The 24,344-nt window shown below is 39.4% G+C and carries 28 protein-coding genes; 22 read left to right on the top strand and 6 right to left on the bottom strand.

The window, feature by feature from the left end:
• The first annotated feature begins 4 nt into the window (after nucleotides 1-4).
• The 5 genes from R8N23_RS18975 (at nucleotide 5) to R8N23_RS18955 (ending at nucleotide 4,712) form a co-directional block, all read left to right on the top strand.
• Nucleotides 5-1,651 carry a S41 family peptidase gene (locus tag R8N23_RS18975; RefSeq protein ID WP_318173183.1) on the top strand — a complete coding sequence of 549 codons (1,647 nt, stop codon included), beginning with the start codon at nucleotides 5-7 and terminating at the stop codon, nucleotides 1,649-1,651.
• An 11-nt stretch (nucleotides 1,652-1,662) separates the two neighbouring features.
• On the top strand, nucleotides 1,663-2,340 hold the full coding sequence (gene tsaB, locus R8N23_RS18970; RefSeq protein WP_318173182.1) for a tRNA (adenosine(37)-N6)-threonylcarbamoyltransferase complex dimerization subunit type 1 TsaB: 678 nt from the start codon (nucleotides 1,663-1,665) through the stop codon (nucleotides 2,338-2,340).
• Nucleotides 2,340-2,855 (top strand): DUF2480 family protein, encoded by a 516-nt coding sequence (locus tag R8N23_RS18965; protein ID WP_318173181.1) that lies wholly within the window; start codon nucleotides 2,340-2,342, stop codon nucleotides 2,853-2,855. Before tsaB ends, R8N23_RS18965 begins: the two co-directional genes overlap by 1 nt.
• Nucleotides 2,856-2,916: 61 nt before the next feature.
• Nucleotides 2,917-3,666 (top strand): segregation and condensation protein A, encoded by a 750-nt coding sequence (locus R8N23_RS18960; RefSeq protein WP_318173180.1) that lies wholly within the window; start codon nucleotides 2,917-2,919, stop codon nucleotides 3,664-3,666.
• A complete protein-coding gene (locus R8N23_RS18955) occupies nucleotides 3,630-4,712 on the top strand; it encodes a lysylphosphatidylglycerol synthase transmembrane domain-containing protein (protein WP_318173179.1) in 1,083 nt (360 codons plus the stop codon). The genes R8N23_RS18960 and R8N23_RS18955 overlap by 37 nt, the downstream gene beginning before the upstream one ends.
• A 60-nt stretch (nucleotides 4,713-4,772) precedes the next feature.
• Here the strand turns inward: R8N23_RS18955 and R8N23_RS18950 are convergent, their stop codons facing one another.
• Entirely contained in the window at nucleotides 4,773-5,192 is a 420-nt protein-coding gene (locus R8N23_RS18950; RefSeq protein ID WP_318173178.1) for a nucleoside-diphosphate kinase, read from the bottom strand.
• 156 nt (nucleotides 5,193-5,348) lie between these two features.
• Here R8N23_RS18950 and R8N23_RS18945 point away from each other — a divergent pair, with 156 nt between their 5' ends.
• Genes R8N23_RS18945 through R8N23_RS18925 form a run of 5 tightly spaced genes read left to right on the top strand, consistent with a single transcriptional unit; the run spans nucleotide 5,349 to nucleotide 9,086 of the window.
• Entirely contained in the window at nucleotides 5,349-6,362 is a 1,014-nt protein-coding gene (locus R8N23_RS18945) for a bifunctional oligoribonuclease/PAP phosphatase NrnA (protein ID WP_318173177.1), read from the top strand.
• Nucleotides 6,352-7,269 (top strand): FKBP-type peptidyl-prolyl cis-trans isomerase, encoded by a 918-nt coding sequence (locus R8N23_RS18940; protein WP_318173176.1) that lies wholly within the window; start codon nucleotides 6,352-6,354, stop codon nucleotides 7,267-7,269. Before R8N23_RS18945 ends, R8N23_RS18940 begins: the two co-directional genes overlap by 11 nt.
• 6 nt (nucleotides 7,270-7,275) lie before the next feature.
• The gene (locus R8N23_RS18935; RefSeq protein WP_318173175.1) at nucleotides 7,276-7,743 is read left to right on the top strand and encodes an FKBP-type peptidyl-prolyl cis-trans isomerase; all 468 of its coding nucleotides are present in this window, start codon (nucleotides 7,276-7,278) and stop codon (nucleotides 7,741-7,743) included.
• Nucleotides 7,736-8,500, top strand: coding sequence for an FKBP-type peptidyl-prolyl cis-trans isomerase (locus tag R8N23_RS18930; protein WP_318173174.1), 765 nt, complete (start codon nucleotides 7,736-7,738; stop codon nucleotides 8,498-8,500). The genes R8N23_RS18935 and R8N23_RS18930 overlap by 8 nt, the downstream gene beginning before the upstream one ends.
• A gap of 10 nt (nucleotides 8,501-8,510) precedes the next feature.
• Nucleotides 8,511-9,086: a non-canonical purine NTP diphosphatase gene (locus R8N23_RS18925; protein ID WP_318173173.1), complete on the top strand. Its 576-nt coding sequence runs from the start codon at nucleotides 8,511-8,513 to the stop codon at nucleotides 9,084-9,086.
• A 49-nt stretch (nucleotides 9,087-9,135) separates the two neighbouring features.
• Here the strand turns inward: R8N23_RS18925 and pruA are convergent, their stop codons facing one another.
• Together pruA and R8N23_RS18915 are read right to left on the bottom strand one after the other, a co-directional pair.
• Nucleotides 9,136-10,767 (bottom strand): L-glutamate gamma-semialdehyde dehydrogenase, encoded by a 1,632-nt coding sequence (pruA, locus tag R8N23_RS18920; RefSeq protein WP_318173172.1) that lies wholly within the window; start codon nucleotides 10,765-10,767, stop codon nucleotides 9,136-9,138.
• A gap of 247 nt (nucleotides 10,768-11,014) precedes the next feature.
• Nucleotides 11,015-11,776, bottom strand: a complete 762-nt coding sequence (locus R8N23_RS18915; RefSeq protein ID WP_318173171.1) for an SDR family oxidoreductase — start codon at nucleotides 11,774-11,776, stop codon at nucleotides 11,015-11,017.
• A 137-nt stretch (nucleotides 11,777-11,913) separates the two neighbouring features.
• Here R8N23_RS18915 and R8N23_RS18910 point away from each other — a divergent pair, with 137 nt between their 5' ends.
• From R8N23_RS18910 to R8N23_RS18895, 4 genes are read left to right on the top strand one after another with little or no spacing between them, the layout of a single operon-like run.
• Entirely contained in the window at nucleotides 11,914-12,366 is a 453-nt protein-coding gene (locus R8N23_RS18910; RefSeq protein WP_318173170.1) for a thioredoxin family protein, read from the top strand.
• Between the two features lie 55 nt (nucleotides 12,367-12,421).
• Nucleotides 12,422-14,809, top strand: coding sequence for an ABC transporter permease (locus R8N23_RS18905; RefSeq protein WP_318173169.1), 2,388 nt, complete (start codon nucleotides 12,422-12,424; stop codon nucleotides 14,807-14,809).
• A gap of 50 nt (nucleotides 14,810-14,859) precedes the next feature.
• On the top strand, nucleotides 14,860-15,108 hold the full coding sequence (locus R8N23_RS18900) for a hypothetical protein (protein ID WP_318173168.1): 249 nt from the start codon (nucleotides 14,860-14,862) through the stop codon (nucleotides 15,106-15,108).
• The gene (locus R8N23_RS18895; protein ID WP_318173167.1) at nucleotides 15,089-15,499 is read left to right on the top strand and encodes a type II toxin-antitoxin system VapC family toxin; all 411 of its coding nucleotides are present in this window, start codon (nucleotides 15,089-15,091) and stop codon (nucleotides 15,497-15,499) included. The genes R8N23_RS18900 and R8N23_RS18895 overlap by 20 nt, the downstream gene beginning before the upstream one ends.
• A gap of 57 nt (nucleotides 15,500-15,556) precedes the next feature.
• On the opposite strand, the gene R8N23_RS18890 is transcribed toward R8N23_RS18895, so the two are convergent.
• The 3 genes from R8N23_RS18890 to R8N23_RS18880 all read right to left on the bottom strand — a co-directional run bounded on the left by R8N23_RS18890 (nucleotide 15,557) and on the right by R8N23_RS18880 (nucleotide 18,317).
• Complete coding sequence (locus tag R8N23_RS18890) at nucleotides 15,557-16,000, bottom strand: Dps family protein (protein ID WP_318173166.1); 444 nt, start codon at nucleotides 15,998-16,000, stop codon at nucleotides 15,557-15,559.
• Nucleotides 16,001-16,107: 107 nt separating this feature from the next.
• The gene (locus tag R8N23_RS18885) at nucleotides 16,108-16,839 is read right to left on the bottom strand and encodes a polyprenol monophosphomannose synthase (RefSeq protein ID WP_318173165.1); all 732 of its coding nucleotides are present in this window, start codon (nucleotides 16,837-16,839) and stop codon (nucleotides 16,108-16,110) included.
• An 86-nt stretch (nucleotides 16,840-16,925) separates the two neighbouring features.
• The gene (locus R8N23_RS18880) at nucleotides 16,926-18,317 is read right to left on the bottom strand and encodes an arginine decarboxylase (RefSeq protein WP_318173164.1); all 1,392 of its coding nucleotides are present in this window, start codon (nucleotides 18,315-18,317) and stop codon (nucleotides 16,926-16,928) included.
• A gap of 124 nt (nucleotides 18,318-18,441) precedes the next feature.
• On the opposite strand from R8N23_RS18880, the gene R8N23_RS18875 reads away from it, so the two are divergent.
• From R8N23_RS18875 to R8N23_RS18840, 8 genes are all read left to right on the top strand, one after another.
• The gene (locus R8N23_RS18875) at nucleotides 18,442-19,359 is read left to right on the top strand and encodes a dimethylarginine dimethylaminohydrolase family protein (protein ID WP_318173163.1); all 918 of its coding nucleotides are present in this window, start codon (nucleotides 18,442-18,444) and stop codon (nucleotides 19,357-19,359) included.
• Nucleotide 19,360: 1 nt separating this feature from the next.
• Nucleotides 19,361-20,302: a citrulline utilization hydrolase CtlX gene (ctlX, locus tag R8N23_RS18870; RefSeq protein WP_318173162.1), complete on the top strand. Its 942-nt coding sequence runs from the start codon at nucleotides 19,361-19,363 to the stop codon at nucleotides 20,300-20,302.
• 6 nt (nucleotides 20,303-20,308) lie between these two features.
• On the top strand, nucleotides 20,309-22,102 hold the full coding sequence (gene argS / locus R8N23_RS18865; protein ID WP_318173161.1) for an arginine--tRNA ligase: 1,794 nt from the start codon (nucleotides 20,309-20,311) through the stop codon (nucleotides 22,100-22,102).
• 151 nt (nucleotides 22,103-22,253) lie between these two features.
• Complete coding sequence (locus R8N23_RS18860; protein WP_318173160.1) at nucleotides 22,254-23,159, top strand: 1,4-dihydroxy-2-naphthoate polyprenyltransferase; 906 nt, start codon at nucleotides 22,254-22,256, stop codon at nucleotides 23,157-23,159.
• 26 nt (nucleotides 23,160-23,185) lie between these two features.
• Nucleotides 23,186-23,530 (top strand): translation initiation factor, encoded by a 345-nt coding sequence (locus R8N23_RS18855; protein ID WP_318173159.1) that lies wholly within the window; start codon nucleotides 23,186-23,188, stop codon nucleotides 23,528-23,530.
• 186 nt (nucleotides 23,531-23,716) lie between these two features.
• A complete protein-coding gene (rpmB, locus tag R8N23_RS18850; protein ID WP_084372148.1) occupies nucleotides 23,717-23,956 on the top strand; it encodes a 50S ribosomal protein L28 in 240 nt (79 codons plus the stop codon).
• Between the two features lie 12 nt (nucleotides 23,957-23,968).
• A complete protein-coding gene (rpmG, locus tag R8N23_RS18845; RefSeq protein WP_318173158.1) occupies nucleotides 23,969-24,151 on the top strand; it encodes a 50S ribosomal protein L33 in 183 nt (60 codons plus the stop codon).
• 2 nt (nucleotides 24,152-24,153) lie between these two features.
• The gene (locus R8N23_RS18840; RefSeq protein WP_263051470.1) at nucleotides 24,154-24,306 is read left to right on the top strand and encodes a DUF4295 domain-containing protein; all 153 of its coding nucleotides are present in this window, start codon (nucleotides 24,154-24,156) and stop codon (nucleotides 24,304-24,306) included.
• Nucleotides 24,307-24,344 lie beyond the last annotated feature (38 nt).

Here is a 24,344-nt window from a genome sequence, read left to right as displayed (position 1 = left end):
AGATATGAAGAGAATAGTTGTAGGTGTAGTCGGTATTTCCTTGCTTGTTGGGTTATTCTCATTTACTTGGCTCAGAGGAGACAATAGCTTCGAAATATCTCGCAACCTTAATATTTTCACCACCCTTTTTAGGGAATTGAATCTCCATTACGTAGATGAAATTTCTAGTGAAGAACTGATCGGAGATGGCATCGATGCCATGTTGAAGTCTCTTGATCCCTATGCAGCTTTTATTTCTGAAAGTGACATCGAAGATTACCGTACAGCCACCACTGGTGAATATGGCGGTATTGGAGCCATTGTTGGCCAACGAAAAGAGGCAAATACAGTCATTATGCCTTATGTTGGTTATCCGGCGCACACCGCAGGATTGAAAATTGGTGACGAAATATTAGAAATAGATCATCAGAACCTTGAGGGAAAATCTTCATCAGAAATAAGTGAATTGCTTAAAGGACAACCTGGGTCGGAAATAGTATTGACGGTTAAGCGCTATGGTAAAGACAAACCATTTGATGTTACATTGGAACGGTCTAAAATAACGATAGACAATGTAATGTTTTACGGGATGTACGATGCAACTACTGGATTCATAAAATTGACAGATTTCACTACCGATGCCGGAAGTGAAGTGAAAAATGCCTTAGATAGTTTAAAAAGAGCCGGAGCGACCAAGATTATATTGGACCTAAGGGATAATCCTGGCGGATTGCTAGGTGAAGCAGTAAAGGTGGCAAATGTATTTGTTGAACAGGGCAAAGAAGTAGTAAGTACTAAAGGTAAAATTACATCCTCGAACAAAACATATAATACGCCATACGCCACTGCAGATGGTGAGATTCCTTTGGCGATTTTAACGAGTAGAGCGACTGCTTCAGCTGCTGAAATTGTATCAGGAGTCGTTCAGGATTATGATCGAGGTGTTTTGGTAGGTACAAGAACTTTTGGTAAAGGGTTGGTACAGACCACACGACCTTTGCCTTACAATGCACAACTTAAGATTACAACAGCGAAATATTACATTCCTAGCGGAAGATGTATTCAAGCGATTGACTATTCGCATAGAAATGAAGATGGGAGTGTAGGCAAAATCCCTGATTCACTAAAAGTAGCATTCAAAACAAGTAAAGGAAGAATGGTATACGATGGTGGCGGGATAGAACCTGATATCCAAGTAGCTCCTCAAAAATTCTCGAACTTACTGTACAACATGGTGAGTCAGAATTTAATCTTTGATTACGCAACTGAGTATGCCTATAGCCATGAAAAGATCGCTTTGCCCAGAAAATTTGAGTTGAGCGACAATGAATATGAAGCATTTAAAACTTGGGTTAAAGGAAAAGAATTCAACCTTTCCTCACAGATGGATGATGCAATTAAAGCACTAGAAGAGATGGCCAAGAAGGAAAAATATTATGACGGTATGAAACCATCCATAGAAAAGCTAAGGGCCAAGGTGACGACCTTAAAAGAAAACTACCTAACTACTTTCAAAGACGACATCAAATTCATGCTTGAAGAAGAAATTGTAAGTAGATATTATTTTCATAAAGGGATGTTAGAGGCTAGCTTGGATCATGATCCAGCAGTTTTGGAGGCAGCAAAAATACTTGCAGATGCCCAAGCTTATTCAAAAATTTTAAATCAATAAACTTTAATTCAGTGTCTTTAATACTTGGTATAGATACATCTAGCAGCAGTGGCTCTGTGGCCTTGTTGAAAAACGGACTTCTTGTTGGATCACAACTATATTCTATAGAGAAATCGCATTCAAGTTTATTGCATGTGATGATCGAACAAATGATGGGCAATGCCGGTTGTAAAATGAATGAATTGTCTGCTGTGGCGGTAGCTGAAGGTCCTGGATCATACACTGGGTTGCGTATTGGAGTATCGGCGGCAAAGGGTTTGTGCTTGGCGCTAGACATTCCATTGATCGCAGTGAATACGTTAGAAGCGATGGCTTATCAAATGTATAGAAGATCAACAGACGACGTGGTGTATTGTCCCATGTTGGATGCACGTCGGATGGAAGTTTACTCAGCACTTTTTGATAAAGATTTTAACACAATTAAGCCAACGGCTCCGGTCATTTTGGAAGACTACGCTTATGAAGACATCCTTAATAGCCAAAAGGTCTTATTTTTTGGAGATGGCTCAGACAAATCCAAAGAAGTGATTACTCATCAGAATGCGTACTTTGTTGACCATATAGTGCCGTCAGCTGAAGAAGTGGCATTGTTGGCTTTTAAGAAATATAAAACTGAGTCTTTCGAAAACGTAATTAGCTTCGAGCCGTTTTATTTAAAAGAGTTTAGAACCGCATCATCATTCAAATAATGGAAGGCGAAATAGTAAATAGGGTAGCACAAAGTGCATTGATCAATTTCGATTTGGAGCAGTATTATGATCAGTCTCCTCGCGTACAGATTGACATTAAGGATCAATTGTTTAATGAACTGGTGCTCCGAGAAAAGGATTTTAGGGCATTTGTAAAGGAGCACAATTGGGAGGATTACAAAAACAAAAATGTAGCCGTACACTGTAGTGTAGATGCTATTGTGCCAACTTGGGCCTATATGCTATTGTCTTCAGCCTTAGAGCCCAATGCTAAGAATCTTGTGTTTGGTGATTTGTCACATTTAGAAAACCACCTTTTTCAGCAAGCCCTTTCAAAGATTGATTTAAAAAAATATAAAGACCAAAAAGTGATTATTAAAGGTTGTGGTCGGTTTCCGGTGCCAGAATATGCCTATGTCGAAATCACTCGTTTATTGAGTCCTATTGTGTCCAGTCTGATGTATGGCGAGGCGTGTAGTGCGGTACCTATTTACAAAAAGCCAAAATCAAAATAGAGACTTACTTTTTCAAATCAAGTAATCGTGATACCTTTGAAACTGACAAAATGTATTACTGTTGAAATTTGAAGTCAAGCTACCGTTATTCGAAGGTCCTTTCGACCTACTACTCTTTTTTATTCAAAGAGATGAGCTTGATATCTACGATATTCCAATTTCAAAAATCACCAACGATTTTTTAGACTACATCAAGCATCTGGAAAAGATGAATGTAGAAGTGGCCAGTGAGTTTATTTTGGTGGCATCTACGCTCATGCGGATCAAGTCGAAAATGCTTTTGCCCAGACCTGTTTTGGATGAAGAGGGCAATGAAATTGATCCTAGAGAAGAATTGGTTAGGCACTTACTGGAATACAAGCGATACAAATCGGTGATTGCTGAGCTAGTGCAACTAGAGTCTGATCGATTAGATAGAGAAAAGCGTGGAAATTTAGCTAAGGAAATTCGCGCACTTTCTGAGGTGTCAAATGTGGAGGCGGAGTTGCAAAATCTGGATCTATTCAAGATTTTAAAAGTCTACAAAAAAGTACTTCACCGCTACGAGACAGAACAGAATAAGGTAGAGCACAAAGTGGTGCAATATCCATATACCATTTCTGGCCAAAAGGAACATATACTTTTCTCGTTGGATAAAACTCCTCGCATGGCGTTTACCGAAGTAATGGCCGAAAAGCCTGAAAAAATCGTGGTAATTTTTAACTTCTTAGCCATCTTAGAGTTGCTTCAAATGCAACAAATTCAAATCACTATAGGTGAAGGGTTCAATAATTTTTGGATAGAAAAAACGGAGACCGTAGCGGCCGATTGATGGAGATCAGTAAGAAGAACGCCTTCAAAGTCCTTAATCCTAACAATATCTGGGTGCCAATCCTACTGGGACTGGGCATTGTATTTCTTTTATTTTATTTCGACGACAACATTACTTCGGATAATCTAAAGTTGATTTTTGATGCCAAGTGGTCATCTGTTTTTGTGGCTTTTTTGGTGCTATTAGCAAGAGATGCAGGATATGCTTACAGAATTAGAACCTTGACAAACCAGGAACTGACTTGGAAAAGTAGTATTGTGGTGATCATACTCTGGGAGTTTGCATCAGCAGTTACGCCATCTGTGGTAGGAGGGACAGCTGTAGCTGTTTTTATTCTTACCTACGAAGGCATTAATTTCGGAAAGTCCTTGGCTTATGTGATGTTAACGGCAATATTGGACAACCTGTTCTTTGTGGTTGCCGCCCCCATTGTTATGCTACTTACAAAAGGAGTCATATTTCCTTCAGTAGAAACATTCGATTTGCAAATTGGTAGCAGTTTACAATTTTTCTTCTTTTTGAGCTATGGGCTGATAGCGGTTTATACATTGGTGATGTCATACGGCCTCTTTGCAAAGCCCAGAGCATTTAAGTGGTTTCTGCTGAAGATGACTTCCATGAAATGGTTGAAAAGATGGAAGGTGAAAGCCAACCAATACGGCGATGAGATTATTATAGCCTCCAGTGAGATCAAGGGAAAAATGGCTCAGTACTGGATTAAAATATCATTGGCTACTATTTTTATTTGGTGTGCAAGATATTTAATGCTCAACAGTTTAGTTTCTGCATATACCGAGATTACAATTCCTGAGCACATGGTTATTTTTAGCCGGCAGATCATCATGTGGATTGTGATGTTGATTTCTCCTACTCCAGGCAGTTCGGGTACGGCAGAGTTCTTTTTTAATCAATTCTTTAATGAATATTTGGATAGCTACACTTTCGTGTCGAGTATATTCTGGCGATTGATGTCTTATTACCCTTACCTTTTGCTCGGTGCCATATTTCTACCTCGATGGGTTCGAAGCAAGTTTTTCAAGAAATAAAAAAATCCCGCCCAGATTTTCACCTGAACGGGATAATATATTCTCCTATTTGAGAGGTAATTAAATTTTCTCTAGTTCAGAGAAAAAGAAAGAACCTTCAATCGCTGCATTTTCGTCTGAGTCAGACCCATGCACGGCATTCGCTTCAATTGATTTAGCAAATATTTTTCTAATAGTGCCTTCTGCCGCTTCTGCTGGATTGGTAGCACCGATCAATTTTCTGAAATCTTCTACTGCATTGTCTTTTTCAAGAATCATCGCGATGATAGCTCCAGAAGACATATAGGCACAAAGATCATTGTAGAATGGTCTTTCACTGTGCACTGCGTAAAATTTTCCAGCGGTTTCAGCAGTAAGTTTTGTCAACTTCATTGCTTTGATCGAAAAACCTGCTTCCTCTATCATTTTGGTGATCGCACCTGCATTGCCTGCACTGAATGCGTCAGGCTTGATCATGGTGAATGTTTTGTTATTAGCCATTTAAACTTAAGTCTTATTTGTTCTAAAAATCCCGCAAAATTAGGGCTAATTTTTGATGATCAAAAGAATTCCTGACTTATCGTAATTTGTAGTATCACCGGTCTTTTGCATTTCGGATTAATTTCACCACTTTTGCATCTTCTTTTTACATCATCGATGCAAAACTTAGCAGCATTTAAAGAGTTACTAGAGCTTCCTAAGCGAATAGTAATCACCACCCATATCAAACCTGACGCGGATGCATTAGGATCTTCTTTGGGACTTGCGGGATATTTACTGAAGCAAGGCCATCAGGTCTGTGTCATTACTCCAACGGACTATCCGAAATTCCTTGATTGGATGGAAGGGAATGACGATGTGTTGATATTTGAAGGGAATGAAGAAAAGGCTCAATATCTAGTTGAAAATGCTGATTTGATTTTTTGTTTGGATTTTTCAAGTCTAAACAGAATTGGCGAGTTAGGCCAGATGGTTGCTGATTCTGATGCGGAAAAGGTTTTAATTGATCATCACCTTAATCCTGAGACTTTTGCCAAGTACGTCCTTTGGAGTACCGAGGCGGCAGCTACAGCTGAGTTGGTCTATGACTTGATCGAAATGCTGGGTGATACAGAAAAATTGACCAAAGGTATGGCTGAGGCACTGTATGCTGGTCTGATGACTGATACTGGTAATTTCAAGCATCCGTCAACTACGCCACATGTACATAATATAGTAGCTAATTTGATGGAATTAGGTGCAGATGTATCCAAAGTCAGTCATAAAATCTATGACAGCAACTCATTGGACAGAATGAGATTGCTTGGTTTCGCATTGAATGAAAGACTAGAAATAATTGAAGGGACGAATGTGGCTTACTTTTATTTGACCCAGGAGGATAAAAAGAGATTCAAATACCAAACCGGAGATACAGAAGGATTAGTTAATTATGGTTTGGCTATAGAGGGAATAAACGTATCAGCGATATTTATTGAAGACCCTGATGTAGTAAAGATATCATTCAGGTCATTTGGAGATATTCCGGTGAATGAATTATGTAGAAAATATTTTAATGGCGGCGGACATAAGAATGCTGCGGGTGGCGCTACCAAGGAAAGCTTGGAAGATACCATCAAACTATTTAGAGAACTTGTATTAAAACAGACTAAGGAATTAAATTATGAAGTATAACGCGCTTTTGGCCGTATTGGCCATATCAATTCTATCTATTGCATGTAGCGAAGAAAGAACAACCAAGTCAGGTATTAAAGTAAAGGTCATTGAAAAAGGTGAAGGAACTGCACTTGTAGACAGCACCATTCTAAGGCTGAATATGAAATACTTAAACGGAAATGGAAACGAGCAATGGAGTTCTGAAAAGGCAGGAGCACCCGTTCCACTTCAATATATCAAAGAAGTTTGGTCAACAAGCGGTACTATGTACGAGGCGCTTGAAATCCTGAATGTAGGAGATAGTGCCACTTTTGAAGTCACTACAAAGGACCTATTTGAAAACACTTTCAAAACTGCCATTCCTGATAGTTTGGATACGGCTGGCAACATGACTTTTTATGCCAAAGTTGTTTCTATGATGACAACTGAAGAGTTTCAGGCATTCCAAAAAGAGGAGTATGAAAAAGCTCAGGCCAAAAGAAAAGAAGAGATGGCAGCTGCACAAGCTAAAAAATTGGAAGAATCTGCTGAAATTATCAAAAAAGATGGAGAGACTATTGATGCTTTTCTAGCTGAAAACAATATTACTGCACAAACGACGGAATCAGGCTTGAGATATGTAATCACTCAAGAAGGTGAAGGAGACAATGCAATAGCTGGCAAACAAGTTTCTGTGCACTACAATGGCACATTGCTTGATGGAACTAAATTTGATTCATCTTATGATAGGGGGCAGCCTTTCGGATTTGTTTTAGGACAAGGACGAGTGATCATGGGATGGGATGAAGGCATTGCTCTTCTTAACAAAGGAGCTAAGGCAACGCTTTACATTCCAAGTACATTAGCTTATGGGGAAAGAGCAACAGGAAGTATTCCTGCGAACTCTATCTTAAAGTTTGATGTTGAATTGGTAGACATACAATAAAATTTAATGAAATCCAGAGTATTTATTTTACTGGGCTTGATGAGCTTGGGTTTTTTATCATGCGATGAAAGCCCAAGCATATCTTCATATCCCACTATCGAACAGTATTTTGAGCGAAATAATATTACAGAATCAGACTATCAAATTACGAGTTCTGGTTTGATCTATATTATTAATAAAGAAGGAACTGGAGATCTTGCGAAGTTTGGAGAAACAGTTACTGTTCATTATTCAGGATATCACTTGGATGACAGCAAATTTGATTCTTCTTATGATCGAAATGAAGCTTTTGTTTTTCGGATCGGGGATAATAGAATAATCGCAGGTTGGAATGAGGGACTTCAATATTTTAGGAAGGGAGGTTCAGGTACTTTATATATTCCTTGGGAATTGGCATATGGGGAATCTGGATCTGGGCCTATTACACCCAAAGAGGATTTAAAATTTGATATTAATTTATTAGCAATTGACTAGTGAAATGGGAATGAAGTTTAGGGAGCATATTTTGCTTGTCACAATTTTGTGCGGCTTAGTATACTTTAGTGGATGTGTGGATCATGCTGCTGAAGGTGAAGAGGAAGAAGAACAAGCGAGATTGGATTCATTGGCTCAAGCTGAAACAGAAGGCGAAATATTTGATGCCTACATTGCTGATGCAGAAAATGGTATAAATGCTGATGACGTAGTTATTCAGGATAACGGTGTACGAAGAGTAGTTTGGGATCCATCTACAAGTGTTAGAGTTCCTGAATTCAACGAAATCGTATCGGTACACTACGTGGGAAAGTTTACAACTAATCAAATATTTGATACCACTAATCCAGCAGTGGCTAAGAAATCAGATAGTCTCAACTATGTCGCAAATGGTATATCTTTTGATGACCTGCTGGCTAAATCAGACAAAACTTATGAAGAACTCCTGGACTCACTCAATACTTCGGATGGAGCGATTAGTGATCCTGTTTTTACCTTGAATAGGCTATATGTACCTATGGCTTTCAATCATCAAGAGGACGGAACGGGTATAAGTTTCAGTTTTATCACAGGATTTAGAAGTGGTTTGAGGAATCTTATGCTGGAGATGGAACTTAACTCAAAAGGGTTGATCATGATTCCGTCGGCTGTAGGGTATGGAACCGTGGGCAGTAGTATAGACGCTGAAGGCAATCAAGGTATTCCGCCAAACACTCCATTGATTTTTGAATTTGAGTTGGTCAATATCCGCCCTTAAATAGAGTTTCTTGAAAATTTGTTTTGCCACGCATAATGAGAATAAGCTTAGAGAGATCAATGAAATCATAAGTGATTATGATATCGTTGGGCTCAATGAAATAGGCTGTACCGAAGAAATACCGGAAACAGGAACTACACTTTCTGAGAACTCTAAGATTAAAGCTGATTTTGTCACAGCTAACTATAGTATTTCATGCTTTGCTGATGATACAGGGCTCGAGGTTGAAGCACTCAATGGAGAGCCAGGAGTTTACTCTGCTCGCTATGCAGGTAATGAAAGAGACAATTTGGCAAACATCAATCTACTGCTCAAGAAACTAGAAACTCATTCAAATAAGTCGGCAAGGTTTCGCACGATGATTACATTAAATCTGGAAGGAGAGACTTATCAATTTGAAGGGATAGTAAATGGAGCCATTGTCTCGGAACTGAAAGGAGAAAAGGGGTTCGGATATGACCCAATTTTTATTCCAGAAGGTTACAACCGGACTTTCGCCGAAATGTCTTCAGAAGAAAAAAATGCTATTTCTCATCGTGGCCGCGCTGTAGCTAAGCTGGTGCAGTTTCTAGAAAACAAGGCATAAAAAAACCGCACTATTGTGCGGTTTTTAATTCATTTCATCTTTTCAAATCCTACTCCTCTTCCATAAATGGATATCTGTAATCCTTCGGAGGATTGAACGTTTCCTTAATTGTCCTTGGAGATACCCATCTCAATAAGTTGATCATAGATCCAGCCTTATCGTTAGTTCCTGATGCTCTTGATCCACCAAATGGCTGCTGTCCAACTACAGCTCCTGTCGGCTTGTCATTGATATAGAAGTTGCCCGCAGCATTCACTAATTTCTTAGTGGCCAATTCAATAGCATATCTATCTTGTGAGAATACCGCTCCTGTCAAAGCATAAGGAGAAGTACTATCTACAAGCTCGAGCGCTTCCTCAAACCTTTCTGCCTGATAAACATATATGGTAATCACCGGTCCAAAAATTTCTTCACACATCGTGGTGAACATTGGATCCTTAGTTACAATGATAGTTGGTTGAATGAAGTATCCTTCGGATTTATCATATTCACCTCCGGCAATCACTTCCGCCATGTTGCTATCTTTAGCAGCATCTATATATTTTGAAATCTTATCAAAAGATTTTTCATCAATTACTGCATTGAAGAAATTGGTAAAGTCTTCTGGTGATCCCATCTTGATAGACTTTTGATCTTCCAGTAAATATCCTTTTACTTCATCCCATAGGTTGTCAGGAATGTAAGCCCTTGAAGCTGCGCTACATTTTTGTCCTTGAAATTCGAAAGCGCCTCGAATAATACCAGTGGCAAGTGCTTTGGCATCAGCCGACTTATGTGCAATAATGAAATCCTTACCGCCAGTTTCTCCAACTATTCTTGGGTAAGATTTGTACTTGTTGATGTTCTCACCGATCGTTTTCCATAAGTGTTGGAAAACACCTGTACTACCCGTAAAGTGTAATCCGCCAAAATCTTTGTGGTTAAAGATGACGTTTCCAGCCGTAGGTCCATCCACGTAAATCAAATTGATAACGCCGTCAGGAACTCCTGCTTCCCTAAATACCTCCATCAAAATTTGAGCAGAATAAACCTGGCTTTCAGCCGGCTTCCATACCACGGTGTTTCCCATCATGGCGGGAGCAGCACACAAGTTGCCCGCAATAGAAGTAAAGTTGAATGGAGTCAATGCAAAAATGAAACCTTCCAAAGGTCGGTGCTCTAAGCGATTCCACATACCAGGAGCTGATTCAGGTTGCTCTGAATAGATTTGAGTCATGAAATCCACATTGAACTTCAAAAAGTCAATATATTCACAAGCGGCATCGATTTCAGCCTGAAAGGGGCTCTTAGACTGAGCCAACATGGTAGAGGCATTGATCTTTGCTCTGTAAGGTCCCGCCACTAATTCGGCAGCTTTTAGAAAGATGCTTGCTCTGTGTTCCCATGACATTTCAGCCCAGGCTTGTTTGGCTCCCATGGCAGCGTTTATCGCTTGCTCTACATGAGAAGCGTCTCCATAGTTGAAATGACCAAGCGTATGCTTGTGATCATGCGGAGGTGCCATTCTCATTTTTTTGTCAGTAGTAACAAGTTCGCTACCGATGTACATCGGTATGTCGATTTCCTTGTTTCGCATAGCCTTGAGTTCAGCTTTCAATGCAGCTTTTTCTGGGCTTCCTGGGGCGTATGATAGTACCGGCTCGTTTTCTGGAACAGGTACGGCGTATATTCCTTTGGGCATATTGTTTATTCTTTAGTATTCAATGAATTTGCACAAAGGTAAGAAAGACCCATATAATGGGGATTGGATAAATAGATATTATTTTAGCCGTTAACTTAGGATATTAGCACTCAGAGTCAAAATAGTACAGAATGAAAAAGTGGAGAGAATTTTATTTGAAATACAAGAACTACTTCAGAACAGATTTACTTTATTATGTATTTATGTTCGTGATAATTCTGATCTTCATTATTGCTATGGGAAGGCATTAATGCACATAACTTGCAGCATTCATGTCTATGGTGCTTCCGGTAGCATGGTCCGCCATTCCACTGGCTAGAAATGTTACCATCGGAGCAATGTCTTTGGGCTCTGTCAGTCGCTCAAGTGAAATATCTCCAGTCACATGTTCTGTCCCATATTTTTCCATAGCCTCTTTGGCCATGTCAGTTCTCACAAACCCGGGAGCAATGTTGAAAGCCTTGATGCCATCTTTGCCATAAGCTCTGGCAATAGTTTGAGTGAGTGAAACCAATCCAGCTTTGGAAGCGGCATAGGCCATATACTCTGCTGAATCTCCTCTATAGGCTGCTCTAGAGGTAATGTTGATTATTCTGCCTGCACTATTTCTTTTGAGAAAATGTTCAACGGTTTTTTTGCAAAGAATACCTGCTGAGGTGAGATTCACTTGGACAGTTTCATTCCAGGATTTAATCCAATCAGATTCTTTTCCTTGTATATCAGCCGCTTTAGCGACGCCGGCATTGTTGACCAAAATTTCAATACTTCCCATTTCAAGTATTACACGGTCAAATAGATTGGCAGCTTCATCTTTTTTGGAAAGGTCGGCTTGAAAAGCACGAGATTCGTTGCCCAGTACATGCGCTAAGTTTTCTGCTTCTCGCATGTTTTTGTTGTAATGAACAGCAACGGTGGCACCTGCTTCAGCTAATTTGGATGCTATGGACTTTCCGATGCCCTTGCTAGCACCTGTCACTAAAATATTTAAGCCTGATAAGTTGATGTACATCTTTCTCTCTTATTGGAAGGTTAAATTAATACGCATCAGAGTAAATAAAAATTACAATCACTAATTATTTGCCGTATGATACCGGTTGAACCTAAATACAGCAATTGGAGTTTATGCATATATATCAATATCATTGTATGATGAAAGCATGGAAACTATTGTTGCTCATTGTTTGGTTGCTACCCTTTCAGACTCAAGCAAGCCGAGGAAATGGAAACGAGATTAAATGGAATGACTTTGAGTCTGCGCAACTTCAGTCTCAAACAAATCCAAAGCCTATTTTTATTGAATTCACTGCCAAGTGGTGTGGATGGTGTAAAAAAATGGATAAAACTACGTTTTCTGATGGAGATGTAATCGACTTGCTGAATGATCAATTTTATGCCGTGAAAATAGATTTTGATAGCCCAACACCAATTAAATTTAAGGGAGAAGTGTATACGGGTAAGCAATTAGCAAAGCATTTTGGGATAAACGGGTTGCCTACCATGATTTATCTTTCAAGTGACCAAAGCAACAGTGAAACCATCGTGGGATACAAAACTGCCAAGCAGCTCATCAAAGAATTGAAAAAATTAAATGCAGATTAGTTTGTAACCACTTCCGTTTAGTTGTAGTCCAATGACCAAACTCAAATAAATCATTATGTTCTACAACTATCTAAAAATTTCGATTCGAAATATCAGAAAACATAGACTGTTTTCATTCATCAATGTTTTTGGGCTCTCTTTCAGCTTGTCGATTTGCCTCATCATTATCATGTTGCTGGCCGATCAGTTTAGTTATGATCGATTCAATTCTAATGCAGAGAATATCTACCGGATTAATCATACACGAAATGACCTAGATGCTATCATTGAAGGTATGGCTACGGGTCCGATGGATGTAGGAAAGGAGCTGACAAATAGGTATACTGGCATCTCAGATTACACTAGGCTGACAAGAGGTTTTGGCAATGGCTGGGTCAAATTGATGCAAGATGTAAATATCCCTTTGTCTGGATTCTTTGCTGATCCGTCATTTTTTGAAATGTTTCAGTACGAATTTCAATATGGAAATCCCAGTACGGCATTATTGGAACCTTATTCAGTGGTGCTGTCCAAAGAAACAGCCGAAAAATTATTTAACAAGGAGAATCCTGTTGGAGAAACCATAGTTGTTGGTGAACTGGGTAGCTACAAGGTGACCGGTGTACTTAAAAGAGTCGATGGGAAATCGCATATCAAGTTTGATGGTTTGGCATCCATGTCTACTTTGGAATCACTCATCAAAAAAGAAGTGCTGCCTGATCATTTGACGGCCTGGACCAATAGATCATGGACATGGACCTACATTAGACTTGAAGATGAAGCCACTCCCGCAGCAATTGAAAAAAATCTAACTACAATCAGTGAGGAGCAATATGGGGAAATGGAGGATATGGATACCCAGTTCTATCTTCAGAATATTAGAGCTATCAGCCCTGGGCCATTGGTAGGCAATCAAATTGGCCCTGGAATCCCCATGATTTTTGTTTATTTCTTGTCTGGAATGGCTTTGGTTATCATTATATCTTCTTGCTTCAATTATACAAACTTGTCTATTGCTCGATCGCTGAATAGAGCCAAAGAAGTAGGAATTCGAAAAGTATTTGGTGCCGTTCGATTTCAAATATTAATGCAGTTTCTCACTGAGTCTGTAATCATTTCGGTGCTAGCTTTTGTGTTGTCTTTGGGTATTGTACAAATGATGGAGCCCGTTTTCCTTGAATTAAACTTTAGTCAGTTGTTAGATTGGGATTTGAAACAATCTGTAGACGTCTATCTGGTTTGTTTAGGGTTTTCTATTGTCGTTGGATTGTTTGCCGGAATTGTCCCCGCCCTTTTCCATTCTTCGGTACAAGCACTTCAGGCACTGAAGAATTTATCAGGAGTAAAAGTTTTTTCAAAATTAGGATTAAGAAATGCTTTGATAGTTGGTCAATTTGGGCTGTCACTGTTTTTGGTAATCACTGTAAAACTGATTCATAATCAAATGAATTATATGATTGAATCAGATTATGGATTTGATGCAGAGAACATAGTGGTAGTTCAACTCAATAATACAGATCCTAGTAGGCTTAAGACAGAGTTGCTTACCTATCCTAATATCCATAGTGTGTCTGCGGCAGGGTTTTCGCCAGCTGCCGGAACAAGTAGTTCCACGACTATAAAAATTGATGAGGTTGAGCAGGAGCTCAATTACTTCGAGGTGGATGAAGACTATGTTGAAAATATGGGATTAACGCTTGTGGCTGGCCAATCCTTTACTGAAAGCGTCAAAGAACGAAAACTGGTAATTAACGAAGAAGCGTCTAAGAAATTTGGCTATCCTCATCCACTAGATGCTGTTGGTCAGATCGTGATTTTGGATGATTCGGTGAATTATGAAGTTATAGGGGTGCTGAAAAATTACAATCACGAAACATTGGTATCATCAATTAAGCCCTTGGGATTAATTTATGACCCTGAAGAATTTGGAATTTTGCAGGTAAAAGTTAATTCATCAGACTTTGAGAAAGCGATGGGTAGCATCACAGCAGCGTGGAATAAGGTCAATCCAGAATTAAAGATGGAATCCAAACTATTGAGTGATGAGATCGCTTTTTTTGCCAATATTATGTTCGGTGATTTGACTAAAATCATATCATTCATTTCCCTCTTAGCCATCATTATAGCGTGCTTGGGTCTTATGGGGATGGTAGTTTTTAGTACTCAGAGCAGACTAAAAGAAGTGTCTATCAGAAAGGTATTAGGGGCTAGCAATCAAGCGTTGATATTTATTCTCTCTAAGGGATTTATAAAGTTGCTTCTATTGGCAATTGTTATCAGTGTACCACTTACCTGGTTTATCAATAATCTTTGGATGGATTTTATCGCCTTCCGTGTGGATATAGGTGTGGGAGTTATGCTTTTTGGAGTGGTCATAGTAGCACTTCTCGGATTGTTAGTGGTGGGCTCACAAACGTGGCAAGCGGCGAATACAAACCCTTCAAAAGTGCTTAGGGATGAATGATTTGAAATCTCATGAAGATGTATTACATTTGTAATACAAATGAAAATATCATGTTGAACGTAAGACTCGATAAGGATACTGAGAAGATACTCAAAGACTACAGTGAGCTAAATAACGTGTCTAAAACAGACGTAGTGAAAGAGGCTTTAGCGCTATACTTTAGCCGAAAAAAAGCTACCAAGCAGCCCTATGGATTAGGAGAGGATCTTTTTGGCGCTGGTCAAAGTGGGGATACTGATCGTTCGTCCAATTACAAATCTAAACTTAGAGAAAAGCTACATGAAAAGCATTCTCATTGACGCAGGTCCTCTGATTGCGCTCTTTGATCGATCGGATCGTTATCACGAAAAAGCACTTGATTTTGTACGAGAGTTTCAAGGACAGTTATGGACCACCTGGCCTGTGGTGACTGAAGTCAGTCATATGCTCGATTTTAGCACGAAAGCCCAAGTGGCTTTTTTACAATGGATAGAACGTGGTGGATTGCGATTGTTTGACTTGAATGAAAAGCATGCGGGTAGACTAGTGGAATTGACTCAGAAATTTAATGATGTTCCGATGGATTTGGCTGACGCTTCACTGGTAATAGCTGCTGAGGAAAAGAAACAAAAAGAAATAGCCACGATCGATTCTGATTTTTACATCTATCGTGATATTCGAAATCAATATCTTACCAATATTTTTATGTAAAAAAAGAGGGGTCAATCGTATCGATTAATCCCTCTTTCGTGTATTCGGCCCGGATTATTATTTTAACCAGGCCTTGTACATCCAAAGTGTTTTTTCTTGTTCTTCAATCAGTGCAGACATTTGGTCTTCTGTTCCACTATCCTCAGATTCTCCAGCCAATTCTTTGAGTGATCTTTCTACGGAAACAATATGTTCCAGATTAGAGACTATAGTTTTCACAGCGGTTTCCGCATCATGAACATTTTTTACGGGTTTGATTTGGGCGGTTGCCAAATAGTCTTCAAATCCATGCAAAGGCACACCACCTACAGTAAGGATTCGCTCGGCTATTTCATCAACTTTCATGGCCGCATCAGTATATAGCTCTTCGAATTTCATATGTAATTCAAAAAATGCCTTTCCTTGAATATTCCAGTGAAATCCTCTTAGATTTTGGTAATAGATTTGAAAGTCAGCTAATAGATTATTGAGCTTGTCTATGATTATTTTATTCTCTTTCATGATTGTATATTTTAGATTCTATGTACTTCTAAGTACGTCAAAAATTATGCTACAGTCTTGAAACAAGAATCATTTCTTGCAATCTATTGATAGATATTATTGATGTGCTATTGAGCAGGGATATACTTTTTAAATAGGCTCTTGACTTTCATTTGAATCACGCCAAAAACAGCCTCTTTAAATATGCCTCGAGACATTTTAGATTGTCCTTTGGTCCGGTCTGTAAAAATAATAGGAACCTCGGTAATGTTGAATCCATATTTCCAGGCCAAGAATTTCATTTCAATTTGAAAGGCATATCCGACGAAATGAACATTATTGGGTCCAATAGTTTCTAGTACTTTACGTGTATAGCACTTGAAGCCAGCGGTTGTGTCTTTTATCGGAATACCTGTTATGAACTGTACATAGATACTAGCGCAGTAAGACATCAGTACACGATCCATGGGCCAGTTGACCACATTCACACCCGAGATGTATCGCGATCCTATGGATAAGTCTGCTCCATTTTCGCAAGCCGTTCTAAGCCTTACCAAATCTTGTGGATTGTGAGAGAAGTCAGCGTCCATTTCAAAAATATATTCGTACCCATGATCTAAAGCGAAATGAAAACCAGCAATGTAGGCCGTACCTAGACCGGCTTTTCCTTCTCTTTCCATCAAATGGAGCTTGTCGAACTCTTTTTGAAGCGTTTTTACAATGGAGGCAGTGCCATCGGGAGAGTTGTCATCAACTACCAATACATCGAACTCAGCTTTTAGTTCAAAAACTGCTCTGATGATTCCTTCGATGTTTTCTTTTTCATCGAAGGTAGGTATTATGACAAGACTTTTTTCCAAGGGTTGTTGAATTTTTTACGAAACTAGAAGAAAAATTGAAATTTTATTAGCGTTTGTTCAATTATGAAAAATTGAGGCACGATAATTTACTTATAACCTAATATTTTCATCATTTGTTCGCTCGATTGCTCCTCAGCAAATACGCTAGTAGATGCCTTGCCGTTTTCATCTTTTTGAATCAAGATGTGTTTTGGGGCAGGAATCAAACAATGCTGAATGCCTCCATATCCACCTAAAGACTCTTGATAGGCTCCGGTATGGAAAAATCCAAAGTACATCGTTTCCTCTTTTTCTATCACAGGCATAAATAATTCGCCAATGTGTGCTTCAGAATCATAGTAATCCATACTATCGCAGGTCAACCCACCAATATTCACTCTGTGGAATTGGTTGTTCCAGAGATTAATTGGGAGCATGATGAACTTCGCGTTAAGACCCCAGACGTCAGGGATGTGCGTAATGAATGACCCATCCATCATATACCAAAGTTCCTTATCATTCTGTAGTTTTTGATCTAGCACAGAGTATATCGTAGCGCCACTTTCAGCTACCGTATAGCTTCCAAACTCAGTAAATATATTTGGTTCGTCTACATGGTTTTTCTTGCAAATCCATTGAATGTTTTCAATGATCTGCTCAGCCATGTACTTGTAGTCATATTCGAAATGCAAAGAGTTCTTCACTGGAAATCCACCGCCAATATCTATGGCTTCTAATTCAGGGCATATTTTTTTGAGTTCAGCATATTTATAAACAAATCTGCTCAGCTCACTCCAGTAGTAGGCTGTGTCTTTGATGCCGGTATTGATAAAATAGTGCAACATCTTGAGCTGCCCTTTGGATTTGCCTTTGATTTTGTTTTGATAATAATCAATCACATCCCCATATCGAATGCCCAATCTGGAAGTATAAAATTCAAAGTTTGGTTCTTCATCCGCAGCCAGTCGCATACCCATTTTGAATGGATCATTCACATGCTCTTCGTAATAGTCGAGTTCCATCAAATTGTCCAGAATAGGCAAACAATTTTTGAATCCAGCATTGAGTAGTTCCGCGATCTTCTTTAAATAAAGTGGGCGCTTGTAGCCATTACATATGATGTAGGTGTCTTTGGTGATGAGTCCTCGCTCAAACAAAGTCTCTACAATAGATATGTCATAAGCCGACGAAGTTTCAATATGAATATCGTTTTTCAGCGCTTCTTCCATCACGAAAGAAAAGTGATTGGATTTTGTGCAATAGCAATAAGTATAACTTCCGTTATACTTCTTTTTCTGTATAGCTTCAGCAAATATCTTTTTTGCGTTTTGGATATTCTGAGAAATTTTGGGCAGATATGTAAGTTTCAACGGCGTACCGTGCTCCTTGATGATCTCCATGAGATCCACTCCATTGAAGGACAAATGATTGTTCTTTACATCAAATTCCTCCGTTGGAAAATAAAAGGTTTGTTCAATTAAATCACGGTACTTTTTCATCAACGCTGCGTTATAAAATTAGAGCTTATACAAACGGGCAAATATCTGCAAATTTATGTTTAATACGCACCATCGTATTTGCTAAAATTACTGTTAAATTTGCCGTCCCAAAAACCCAAATTTGATGATTAATATTTTAATTAAAGATGAAACTGCTCCGCTCAAGTCGGTTGTACTAGGCACTGGCGAAAGTTTTGGAGGAGTACCTGCCTTGGAAGAGGCTTATGACCCAAAATCAAGGGAGCATATTCTGAATGGAACCTTCCCAAAAGAGGAAGATATAATAAAAGAAATGGAAGCTGTAGCAAATGCATTGAAAAAGCATGGAGTTCAGGTCTATCGGCCAAAGGTACTCCCTGATACCAATCAGGTGTTTGCTAGAGATATTGGCTTCGTAATAGGCGACAAGTTCATCGTTCCAAATATTATTGATGATCGGGCGAGCGAAAAAGATGGCATCAATGAGTTGCTAGATCAGATCAACCCAGAACAAATTCTTAGAATGCCTAAAGGTGCTTATGCGGAAGGAGGCGATGTGATGCCTTGGAAAGAGAAGCTATACATCGGCTATTCAGAAGATGAAGATTACAATAAATATCAGGTCAGCAGAACCAATCGTGCGGGCGTTGAGTTTTTGAGAGATCAATTTCCTAATTGTGAATTTTATGCTTTTGAGCTCAAGAAATCTGATACCGAACCTAAAGAGAATGCGTTGCATTTGGATTGCTGTTTTCAACCTATTGGAAATGATCAATGCATCATATATAAAGGTGGCTTCAAAAACGAAAGAGATTACGATTTGCTCGTGAGCCATTTTGGCAAAGAAAACTGTATCGAAATCACTAAAGATGAAATGTATCACATGAATTCTAATGTGTTTTCTATTTCGCCAGAAGTAATCATTAGTGAACAAGGCTTCACACGATTGAATGAGGAACTGGAAAGAAGAGGCTTTACTGTAGAAAGAGTACCATATAGCGAAACTGCAAAAATGGAAGGATTATTAAGATGTTCTACTTTACCACTCGAAAGAGCTTATTGATATGGGAGTAAATACAACATCTACAATCATGATGATCCGACCGGTTCAGTTTAGACTCAATGAGCAAACGGCCGTCAATAATTACTACCAAAAAGCACTCGAAGGAATTACGCCTGAAAATGTTCAGGAAAGAGCACTGGCCGAATTCGATGGATTTGTTCAAAAACTACGCGACCATGAGGTCGAAGTTTTGGTGGTGAAAGATACGCCTGAGCCAAGTACACCGGATTCCATTTTCCCAAACAACTGGATTTCGTTTCACGACGACGGCGTGATTGGTCTATATCCGATGTATGCCGAAAATAGGCGATTGGAACGACGTCAAGACATTATTGATGACCTAGATGCTTTTGGTTATCAGATCACTAATATTATTGATCTATCTGGGGCAGAAGAAGCCAATAAATTTCTGGAAGGAACAGGCAGTTTGATATTGGATAGAGGCAACCAAATCGCGTATGCTGCTATATCTGAGAGAACCCATCCGGATGTGATCAAAGATTTCGAAAGTGCCTTTGGATACAAGGTGGTGTCTTTTGTAGCGAATCAGGATGTGAACGGGAAGAGACTCCCTATCTATCATACCAACGTGATGATGGCTTTAGGTCATGAGTTTGCGGTGATCTGTTTGGATACCATAGATAATCCGGCAGAAAGAAAAATGGTAGTAGATTCGCTGGAAAATTCTGGTAAAGAGGTGATTGAAATTTCTGAAAATCAGAAAGCACACTTTGCTGGAAATATGCTTCAGGTAGAAAACAAATCGGGAGATCGATTGATGGTTATGTCTGCAGCTGCCTATGATTCATTGGAGGAAGATCAGAAAACTAAGATTTTAAAATATAATAAGGACATCGTTTCCAGTTCGCTCGATACCATCGAGGCACTGGGAGGCGGAAGCGCACGATGTATGATGGCGGAAGTTTTTCTGCCCAAGAAGTAAGAAAGAATGGATATTGTATCACAACTACAGCAAGGAATAGCCGAGGGACTCAAGTCTCTTTATGATCACGAAGTGTCAGCTTCAGACTTAGGCTTGCAGCCTACCCGAAAAGAATTTGAGGGGACTTATACTTTCGTGACTTTTCCTTACGGGAAAATTTCAAAAAAGAATCCCATGGAAACTGGCGAGGATCTGGGGACTTATTTGAAAGATAATAGTGCTGTAGTCGAGGGATACAATGTGGTTAAAGGGTTTTTGAACTTAGAATTGTCAAAATCCATTTGGACCAATCTGTTCAATGACATTGCTGCTCAATCAAACTTCGGCGCTCACGATCGCAAAGGTGAGACAGTGATGGTAGAGTATTCTTCACCAAACACAAACAAGCCCTTACACTTGGGCCATTTGAGAAATATCTTCTTAGGCTATTCGGTTTCAAAAATCTATGATGCCTTTGGTTATGATGTGGTCAAAGTTCAGATCATCAACGACCGAGGGATTCATATCTGTAAGTCAATGGTGGCGTGGCAGAAATTTGGAAATGAAGAAACACCACAGTCCTCTGGACTGAAAGGCGATAAACTCGTTGGGAAATACTATGTCGAGTTTGATAAGGCCTATAAGGTAGAGATCGCTCAATTGGTAGAAGCTGGAAAATCTAAAGAAGAAGCGGAGAAAGAAGCTCCGATTCTGTTAGAAGCGCAAGACTTACTCCGAAAATGGGAGGCGAAAGAACCAGAAACTTACGCACTCTGGGAAAAAATGAACGGTTGGGTGTATGAAGGTTTTGATGCGACATACACACAAATGGGTGTCGATTTCGATAAGCTCTATTACGAGTCAAATACTTATTTGCTTGGCAAAGAGCAAGTGGCTGAAGGCTTGAAAGCTGGTCATTTCTTCTCCAAAGATGATGGGTCTGTTTGGGTCGATCTCACAGAAGAAGGATTGGATCAAAAAATTGTTCAGCGATCGGATGGTACTGCAGTCTATATGACGCAGGACATTGGTACAGCCATCCAAAGATTCAAAGAATATCCAGGACTGATCAAACAAGTCTATACAGTAGGAAACGAGCAAGACTATCACTTCAAAGTGCTTTTCTTGATTCTCAAGAAGCTCGGCTATAAGTGGGCAGAGGAGTGTTATCACTTGTCTTACGGCATGGTCGATTTGCCTTCAGGCAAAATGAAATCTCGGGAGGGTACTGTTGTAGATGCGGATGACTTGATGAACGAAATGATCAGCACGGCTGAACATCACACCAAAGAATTAGGAAAGATCGATGGCTTTACGGACGTACAGGCCAAAGAGCTTTATGATACAATTGGTCTGGGTGCATTGAAATATTTCTTGCTCAAAGTGGATCCAAAGAAGCGTATGTTGTTTGATCCGCAAGAGTCGATCGAATTCCACGGAAATACAGGTCCTTTCATTCAATACACACATGCAAGAATTTCTGCTATTCTTAGAAGAGCAGAAGAGTTGGGTATTGAAACTAAAGTGTTGAAAATCAATCCGGATGTGCAATTGAGTCAAACCGAATGTGATCTGATTTATCAAATATCCGAACTGCCGAACAAAATCAAGCTGGCTGCAGAAGATTACCTTCCTTCGGTAATCGCACAGTATGTGTATGACTTGGCGAAAGAGTACAATAAGTTCTATGCTGAGTTTGCCATCTTCGGAGAGCAAGAAGAAGCGGTTACAGCGGCGCGAGTTGCACTTTCTGGTCAAGTGGCTAAAAACATCAAGTTCGGCATGACGCTGTTAGGTATCCACGTTCCAGATAGAATGTAAATTAGAATCTGTCATTTCGCAAGGAGGAACGACTGGAGAAATCTTGTTAGCGGATGCCTGCTAATACTTCGAATAGCTGCAGGATTCTGAGAAAATTTCTTTGCCAAGGCTACGAAATGACTGGTTTTGATTGAAAGATTAAAATTGAATAATGACCAATTCTAAAATAAAACATTGGCTGCAAGCCTTCCGACTTAGAACATTGCCGTTGGCGCTGTCCAGTATTTTTATGGGCAACTTTCTGGCGAAATGGCAAGGTGCGTTCAATTGGGGGATTTTAGGGCTGGCAGTATCTACCACCATCTTTCTACAAATCCTATCCAATTTGGCCAACGACTATGGAGACTCGATTCATGGAGCGGATAGCGCAGAAAGGGAAGGGCCATCTCGAGCCGTGCAAACGGGCGCCATTTCGAAAGGACAAATGAAAACGGCGATTATTGTTTTTGCAAGCTTGTCACTGATCTCTGGTATTTCTTTATTGGCCATGGCTTTTGCTGATCAGTGGATGTTAATAACTGTGTTTCTGGTGCTAGGACTTTTGGCTATTTATGCGGCCATCACCTATACAGCTGGTAGCAATCCTTATGGGTACCGAGGGCTTGGAGATATTTCAGTGTTGATATTTTTTGGATTGGTCGGTGTTTTTGGTTCCTATTTTCTTCAGGCAAAAACATTGGATTGGAATGTTTTACTGCCTGCGCTGAGTTGCGGCTTGCTGGCTACAGGTGTGCTCAATGTGAATAACATCCGAGACATTGAGTCCGATGAGAAAGCAGGGAAGATATCTATACCCGTTCGTATTGGTAGAGACAAGGCAGTTGTGTACCATTTTGTGCTCTTGGGTCTTGCGATGCTTTCGAGTGTCGTGTTTATTATGCTAAATGCCTCAGGTTGGACCTCCTATTTGTTTGTGTTGGCATTTCCCTTAATTATTAAAAATGGCGTAGCAGTAAAGACCAAAACTTCTGCCGCGGCGCTTGATCCCTATTTAAAGCAATTGGCCTTGAGTACCTTATTGTATGTGTTGTTGTTTGGAGTGGGATTGGTTTTGTAATTTTGTAAAACATCAATTTGAATAGGATGTCGAAAAAAGGAAATTTTAAAAATAGGATCGGCGTGGTATATTCTACCAGCGACGATTTTGATTATACAGAGGAGTCTGAATTAGAAGAAGAAACATTGGCACCGAAAGATCAGAAGTTACGCGTAGAGCTAGACAAGAAAAACCGTAAAGGAAAACAAGTGACTTTGGTTACTGGATTCACCGGCATGACTGGAGATTTGAAAGAATTGGGTAAAATGCTAAAAACGAAGTGCGGTGTAGGTGGCAATGTGAAGGATCGCGAAATTATCATTCAAGGTGATTTGCGAGATAAAGTAGTCGAAATTCTACTTAAAGAGGGATATCAGGCACGCAAGATTTAAAATTCAATATTTGAGATTCGAAATGGGGTGATTTTCAACTTTAGCACCTCCAATCTGTAACTTCAGATAATCTCAAATCTCAAATGTTGAAATATTCAATTTATTTTACAGAGAGCTTTTACAAATGCTAAAGTTTTCTCTATATTTGCACTCCGATTTTTTAAGGATCGCTAAAAGACTAGAAAAATGTCGAAAGTTTGTCAAATAACTGGTAAGAGACCACAATCAGGAAACAACGTTTCCCACGCGAATAACAAAACAAAGAGAAGGTTCTATCCGAATCTATTCAAGAAGAGATTTTATCTTCCTGAAGAAGACAGATGGATTACTTTGAAAGTTTCTTCAACTGCATTGAAAACCATCAATAAGAATGGTTTGGCTGCTACTTTGAAGAAAGCTAAAGAAAAAGGAACCCTTTCATTATAATTATTTAGAACGATGGCTAAGAAAGGTAATAGAGTTCAGGTAATATTAGAATGCACCGAGCATAAGACTACAGGTCAGCCAGGTACTTCTAGATACATTACGACAAAAAACAGGAAAAACACTCCTGACAGAATGGAATTGAAAAAATTCAATCCTATTCTTAAGAAATATACTGTTCACAAAGAAATTAAATAACCATGGCTAAGAAGGTAGTTGCAACCCTAAAAGACAAGGATGGTGTAAAATATGCTAAGGTGATTAAGGCGGTGAAAACCAAATCAGGAGCATATTCATTCAGAGAAGAAATTGTCACTGAAGACAAAGTGAAAGAAGTATTGGCTGCGAAATAATTCAGCCCTTTAAGATATCTTTGAAAGTCTCCTGATTT

This window comes from Reichenbachiella sp., from assembly GCF_033344935.1.
Lineage (GTDB): Bacteria > Bacteroidota > Bacteroidia > Cytophagales > Cyclobacteriaceae > Reichenbachiella.
The sequence above is the reverse complement of the archived record's forward strand: the minus strand, read 5'-3'. Positions and strand labels throughout refer to the sequence as shown.